The following is a 6,680-nucleotide window of genomic DNA, read 5'->3' on the forward strand; positions in this document are numbered from 1 at the left end:
TGATGGATGAGATCAAAGTCCGCGGTATTTTTCATTCAAGGCATACAGGATCGCGCAGGTCTCTGCATCCAGCACGCCAGAATAATCCCGCGCCCGAAAGTGCATCTGAAACGCCCGGGTGCGCTGCTCGAACGCCTGGCGATTCTGCGCCGGCTTATAGCCATAGCGCTGAAATGCCCGTTCCACCTCCACTTCAGGCGGCAACCCGACACAGAACCGGCGCTGGTACATGGCCCGCATCGACTCATCGAACCACGCTCCCACTCCCGCCTCGAACAAACCGCGCCACGGCAGGCGCGGCCCCGGATCGCTCTTGCGCCAGTACGCCACGTCGGAATGCCCGAGAATATCGGCCGGGCCGATCTGCGGATAACGCCCAAGGATGTCGCGAAGCAACGCAATCAACACCGCCACCTGCTCCTGGCCGTACGCTGGAAAGGTGAATACGCCCCCATCATCCCGGGCCAGGTTGACGATTTCGATGCCGATCGCCCGACTGTTGAGGTTATCGCGCCCGGCCCAATAACTCGCTCCGGCATGCCAGGCGCGCTGGTTTTCGTGCACCAGGCGAAACACGCGCAACTCGTCATACCCGGCGGCACGGTAGCCGGACTCATCGGGATCAGGCAGCAGGTAATGCGCGCTGACCCCGTTCCGGGTCAGGGTGCGCAAGGAGGAGGCGAAAGGCGCCGCGGTGTAATGCAGGATCACCTGCCGCACGGGTTCGCCGTGACGTTCGTTGAAATCCCTGGCTGGGAAACTGGTATCGATGACCAACATAAGAACCGTCCTTTTCAATACAGGCCGAGTCTTTCGGCCCGTTCAAGCGCAAAAAAATTACCGCCATCCTGAAGGGTTGAACGTCAAGCGGGCGGTAACTATTTGGCACATGAAAAAACGCGGTCAGTCTCGCAACGGCATACCCAGCTCGACGCGCAGGCCATCCACCTGGCTGTCGAACGTCAACGAGCAGGAACAGCGCTGCACGATCGCCTGCACGATCGCCAGGCCCAGGCCACAGCCCTCGCTGTTGCCATTGCGCCAGAAGCGTTGGGTGAGATATTGCAGGTCTTCGGGGGAAATCTGCTTGCCGTGGTCGCGCACGCGGAAGATCACTTGATCGGTGGCGGTGAACACACTGAGTTCCACCCGCGTGTCTGCGGGCGTGTGGCGCAGGGCGTTGTCCAGCAGGTTGCGCAGGGCCGCGACCGCCAGGCCCACCGGCATGTCCACCGGGGTTTCGCTGAGGTTGTCCGCCAGGTTCAGGTCGATACGCGCATTGTCGCCGGCATTCGCGTCCTGGATCGCCAGCCGCGCCACTTCCTCGGCGCTGGACTGCAAGCCATCGTCGAACGACAGGCTGCCTTCCACTCGCGCCAACAGCAGCAATTGCTCCAGGGTGCGATGCAAGCGGTCGGCGCCCTCCTCGGCATGGGCCAGGGACTGGTCGCGGGCCGCGCCCTCGGTCATACGCGCCACTTGCAGGTGGGTCTTGATCGCCGTCAGCGGGCTGCGCAGCTCGTGGGCAGCGTCACCAGTGAGGCGGCGTTCGCGTTCGATGGTCTTGGCGATGCGTTGCAACAGTTGGTTCTGGGTGTCGAGCAGCGGCTTGAGTTCACTGGGCAGCGGGTGGATCTGCAACGGTTCGAGGGAGTCGGCACTGCGGCGCATCAGCGCGTCACGCATGCGGTTGAGCGGCAGCAGGCTCTGGCCGATGCCCAGCCACAACAGGCACAGGCAACCGAGCATCGCCACGCCCACCGGCACCGAGGCGGCGAGCAGGATCGACAGGTTCAGCGCCTCGCGCTCCACCTGGCGGTCGGCGGTGGTGATCAACAGGTCGCCACGGGACAGGGTAAAACTGCGCCAGCCCACACCGTCGATGACCTGGTCACGAAAGCCGCTCTTGCGCGACTCCAGGCCCTCATCCGGCGTGGTATGGCTGCGGGCGAGGATTTCCCCGCGCAAGGAGCTGACCTGGCACGCCATACCCCCCGGTACATTGAGTTGCTCGGCACTGAAATGCGCGCCGCCGCTCACACTGGCCAGGCCCGGCATCTGCTCGGTCAGGCCCGCCACCATGCGCGCCGATGCCACCAAACGCTGGTCGAGGGAGAACATCATCTGGTTGCGCAGGTCGTTGAGCATCCAGGCCGCCGCCAGGGCCCAGATCAGCACAAACGCGGCGCCGAGCTTGAACGTCAGGCGCAGGCGCAGGCTTTTCACGAAGCATTCTCTCCATCATCTGCCGGGCCGAGGCGATAACCCAGGCCGCGCACGGTCTCGACGATGCCGTTGCCCAATTTGCGCCGCAGGTGATGGATATGCACGTTGAGGGCGTTGCTTTCCAATTCATCGTTGAAGCCGTAGACGCTGTCCTTGAGTTGTTCGCTGGACAGCACCCGACCTTTGTTGTGCAGCAAGGCCTGCAACAGCGCCTGTTCACGCCGGGACAGGTCCACCGGCTGGCCGCCCAGCAGGGTTTCGCGGCTGCTCGGGTCGTAGGTCAACCGGCCGTGCTCGATCAGGTTGACGCTGCGCCCCGCCATCCGGCGCAACAGGGTTTGCAGGCGTGCGGCCAATTCGCGCAGGTCGAAGGGTTTGAGCAGGTAGTCATCGGCACCGGCTTGCAGGCCGTCGACGCGGTTGGTCACCGAATCCCGCGCGGTGAGGATCAGCACCGGAATCTCCAGGCCCTGGCTGCGCAGTTGCTGCAGCAGCTTGAGGCCGTCTTCGTCGGGCAGGCCGAGGTCGAGCACCATAATGTCGAAGGTCGCCGCCTTGAGCATCGCCCGTGCAGCCGCCGCCGTGGCCACGCGCTCGACTGTAAAGCCCTGGGCACCGAGGCCGGCCACGATGCCGCTGGCGATCAGTTCGTCGTCTTCACAGACCAGTACGTGCATGGTGAACCCTTCATGAAAGATGGGGGTGATTAAAAGTGCAGCGGATTAAGCGCAGATTATGCCGTGAAAAGATGCAAGCTCAGATATTCCCTACACTTTAGAATAGCGCCCGGTTAATCATCGGTTAATCAACGCCACACATTGTGTGCCTCACTTGCATCGAACTAAGGCTTGACCATGCGGCATCTGTTTACCTTTCTGCTGGTGTTATTCGCAGGGTTCGCCCAGGCCGCGCCGGGCAATCCGTTTGAGACCAAACCCGATTTCCTCCCGGTGGGCAAGGCTTTCACCTTTACCTCCGAACGTCTTGAAAGTGGCGAGACCCAGCTGTATTGGCAGATTGCCGACGGTTATTACCTGTACAAGCAGCGCATGAAGTTCGATGGCCTGGCCGAAAAACCCGCGCTGCCCCAGGGCGAAGCCCATAGCGATGAGTTCTTTGGCGAGCAGGAAGTGTATCGCCAGGGCCTGGAAGTGAAGATTCCCGCCGGTACCACCGGCCAGGTCAAGCTGGGCTGGCAGGGCTGCGCCGATGCGGGCCTGTGCTATCCGCCGCAGTCGATCACCGTGGACCTGGGCGGCAACCCGGCCGTCGCCGCGACCGCCCAAGCCCAGGACCAGAGCCTGGCCAGCGGCTTGCAGCAGCGCAGCCTGGGCTGGAGCCTGCTGGTGTTCTTTGGCCTGGGCCTGCTGTTGGCATTTGCACCGTGTTCGTTGCCGATGCTGCCGATTCTCGCCGGCCTGGTGGTGGGCAGTGGCGCCAGCCCACGTCGCGGCTTTGCCCTGGCCAGCAGCTATGTGGTGTGCATGGCGCTGGTGTATGCCGCACTGGGCGTATTGGCCGCGTTGCTTGGCAGCAACCTCGCCGCGCTGCTGCAAACCCCATGGATCCTCGGCAGTTTCGCCGCGTTGTTTGTGATCCTCGCCCTGCCGATGTTCGGCTTTTTTGAACTGCAACTGCCCGTGGCCTTGCGTGACCGCCTGGATAACGTCAGCCGCAACCAAAGCGGCGGCAGCCTGGTCGGCGCCGGGGTGCTCGGCGCCCTCTCCGGCCTGCTGGTGGGGCCTTGCATGACGGCCCCCCTGGCCGGTGCACTGCTCTATATCGCCCAGAGCGGCAATGCCCTGCATGGCGGCCTGATCCTGTTCGCCATGGGCATCGGCATTGGCGTGCCGCTGCTGTTGCTGGTCACCGTGGGCAACCGTTTCCTGCCCAAGCCGGGCACCTGGATGAATGTGCTCAAGGGCATCTTCGGCTTCCTGTTCCTGGCCACCGCCGTGCTGATGATTCGCCCGGTGATCGACGAAAGCCTGTGGCTCGGCTTGTGGGGCGCGCTGGCCATCTCCGTGGCCTATTGCGGCTGGCGCCTGGCCCAGGATTTCGGGCGGGTTGCCATGCTGTTCGGCGCCGGTTCCGTGGTCGTGGGGTTGTGGGGCGGCCTGCTGCTGGTGGGTGCCGCGGGTGGCAGCGATGACCTGTGGCAACCGTTGAAGGTCTACAGCGGCTCGCGGACCACTGCCGCCCCCACCGCCCACGAAGCCTTCATGACCCTCAATGACCCCGCCGTGCTGCAAAGCCAGCTCGACAGCGCCAAGGCCCAGGGCCAATGGGTGCTGGTGGATTACTACGCCGACTGGTGCGTGTCGTGCAAGATCATGGAGAAACAGGTGTTCGGCAAGCCCGAAGTGCTCGACGCGCTGAAGGACGTACGCCTGCTGCGCCTCGACGTCACCGCCGACAATGCCGCCAGCCGCGCACTGCTGGGCCGCTACCAAGTGCCGGGGCCGCCCAGCTTCGTGTGGATCGGCCCCGACGGTGAGGAACGCCGCGCCCAGCGCATCACCGGCGAGGTGGATGCCGCCGCCTTCCTGCAACGCTGGACTCAAGCCCGGGACGCCCTCTGATGCTGACCCTGACCATCGGCACCTTCGCCATCGCCCTGAATCACATCCTGCTGATCAGCGCGTTGATTCTCGCCACCCTGGTGGGTTGGCGCGTGGCCAAGCGTGGCGGTGAGAATCCGGAATCGGTGCTGTTCAGCCTGTTCCTGCTGGGCATGCTGGCGGCGCGCGTCAGCTTTGTGCTGATGTACTGGAGCTACTACAGCAACGACTGGCTGCAGATGGTCGACCTGCGCGACGGCGGTTTTCTCGCCTGGCCCGGTGTCGTCGCGCTGATCCTCGGTGCACTGCTCTATGGCTGGCGTCGCCCGGCGCTGCGCAAGCCGCTGAGCGCCGGGGTCATCACCGGGCTGGTGTTCTGGGGCATGACCAGCCTGTCCTTGAGCGTGTATGAAAAAGGCACACGCCTGCCGGACATCACCTTGCGCAACGCCAATGGCGAGGTCGTGCAACTGGCGGATTACCAGGGCGGTCCGCTGGTGATCAACCTGTGGGCCACCTGGTGCCCGCCGTGCCGCCGTGAAATGCCGGTGCTGGAAAGTGCCCAGCGCATGCGCCCGGATGTGACCTTCCTGTTCGTCAACCAGGCCGAGAGCATGCAAAGCGTCAGCACCTACCTGGCCACCCAGGGCCTGAACCTGGACAACGTATTGTTCGACGCCAGCGGCCGCCTCGGCCAGGCCGTGGGCTCCATGGCCCTGCCAACCACGCTGTTCTACCAAGCCGACGGACGCCTGATCAACAGCCACCTGGGTGAGTTGTCCCAGGCCAGCCTGGCCCGCGCCATGGAACCCTTCGACACCGCCCCTGCCGCCACAAGGAAACCGACATGCCTCGCCTCCGCCACCTGCTGACCCTGCTGCCGCTGACACTGGCGGCCACCCTGGCCCAGGCCGAAGACTGGCCGGCACCGATCAAACAGATCGAAGCCAAAGGCGCCAAAATCCTCGGCAAGTTCGACGCCCCCAGCGGCCTCACCGGCTACGCCGCGCAATACCAGAACCGCGGCATGGCCCTGTACCTGACCGCCGACGGCAAGAGCGTAATCGCCGGCAACCTGTACGACGCCCAAGGCAATGACCTGAGCAGCGCGCCCCTGGAAAAACTGGTGTACGCGCCGATGGCCAAGGAAGTCTGGGCCAAGATGGAAAAAAGCAGCTGGATCCAGGACGGCGACGTTAAGGCACCGCGCATCGTCTACCTGTTCAGCGACCCCAACTGCCCTTACTGCAACATGTTCTGGGAACAGGCGCGGCCATGGGTAAAAGCCGGCAAGGTCCAACTGCGCCACATCATGGTCGGCATCATCCGCGAAGACAGCGCCGCCAAGTCGGCCGCCCTGTTCGCCGCCAAAGACCCGCAAAAAGCCCTGGAAGAACACGAAGCCGCCGGCAAGGGCAGCAAATTGCAGGCGCTGGCCAAGATCCCGGCGGATATCGAAGCCAAGCTCGATGCCAATATGAAGTTGATGGATGAGCTGGAACTGTCAGCCACGCCGGCGATTTTCTATCTGGATGACAAGGGCGGGTTGCAGCAACAGCAAGGGGCGCCGTCGCCGGATAAGTTGGTGAAGATTATGGGGCCGAAGTAAGCGGCGCCTGGTCTGACGCCATCGGGGCATGGGTATCTACACAACTTTCAGGCTGAAAAATCTCTTTGTGGTGAGGGAGCTTGTTTCCGTGGCGGCCTTCGGGCCGACCGCTTTTTGGGGTTTGGGTGAGTACATATCCGTTACTGCGGTCACGGCGGCTATGGGTTCCGCCCTTACGGCGGGTCACTTTGGAAAAGCCCCAAAGTAACCAAAGGGCTCTTGCCCCACCACTCGGTACCTCGCCTAGGCTCGGTATGCCCGAACGAAGGCTTGAATCCGTGGGC

6 protein-coding genes are annotated in these 6,680 nt (G+C 63.6%); 3 read left to right on the forward strand and 3 right to left on the reverse strand.

Going from position 1 to position 6,680, the window contains the following annotated elements; all coding sequences use genetic code 11:
- Nucleotides 1–12: 12 nt before the first annotated feature.
- From HCF10_RS22560 to HCF10_RS22570, 3 genes are all read right to left on the reverse strand, one after another.
- Nucleotides 13–780, reverse strand: coding sequence for an N-acetylmuramoyl-L-alanine amidase (locus HCF10_RS22560; protein WP_167656442.1), 768 nt, complete (start codon nucleotides 778–780; stop codon nucleotides 13–15).
- A 123-nt stretch (nucleotides 781–903) separates the two neighbouring features.
- The gene (locus tag HCF10_RS22565) at nucleotides 904–2,226 is read right to left on the reverse strand and encodes an ATP-binding protein (RefSeq protein ID WP_167656443.1); all 1,323 of its coding nucleotides are present in this window, start codon (nucleotides 2,224–2,226) and stop codon (nucleotides 904–906) included.
- Complete coding sequence (locus HCF10_RS22570) at nucleotides 2,223–2,903, reverse strand: response regulator (RefSeq protein WP_065927228.1); 681 nt, start codon at nucleotides 2,901–2,903, stop codon at nucleotides 2,223–2,225. Before HCF10_RS22570 ends, HCF10_RS22565 begins: the two co-directional genes overlap by 4 nt.
- Before the next feature lie 177 nt (nucleotides 2,904–3,080).
- On the opposite strand from HCF10_RS22570, the gene dsbD reads away from it, so the two are divergent.
- From dsbD to dsbG, 3 genes are read left to right on the forward strand one after another with little or no spacing between them, the layout of a single operon-like run.
- A complete protein-coding gene (gene dsbD / locus HCF10_RS22575) occupies nucleotides 3,081–4,808 on the forward strand; it encodes a protein-disulfide reductase DsbD (protein ID WP_131700350.1) in 1,728 nt (575 codons plus the stop codon).
- The gene (locus tag HCF10_RS22580; RefSeq protein ID WP_167656444.1) at nucleotides 4,808–5,659 is read left to right on the forward strand and encodes a TlpA disulfide reductase family protein; all 852 of its coding nucleotides are present in this window, start codon (nucleotides 4,808–4,810) and stop codon (nucleotides 5,657–5,659) included. Before dsbD ends, HCF10_RS22580 begins: the two co-directional genes overlap by 1 nt.
- Nucleotides 5,635–6,396 (forward strand): thiol:disulfide interchange protein DsbG, encoded by a 762-nt coding sequence (gene dsbG, locus HCF10_RS22585; RefSeq protein WP_145336520.1) that lies wholly within the window; start codon nucleotides 5,635–5,637, stop codon nucleotides 6,394–6,396. Before HCF10_RS22580 ends, dsbG begins: the two co-directional genes overlap by 25 nt.
- Nucleotides 6,397–6,680 lie beyond the last annotated feature (284 nt).

The organism is Pseudomonas sp. B14(2022), assembly GCF_012030485.1.
GTDB lineage: Bacteria > Pseudomonadota > Gammaproteobacteria > Pseudomonadales > Pseudomonadaceae > Aquipseudomonas.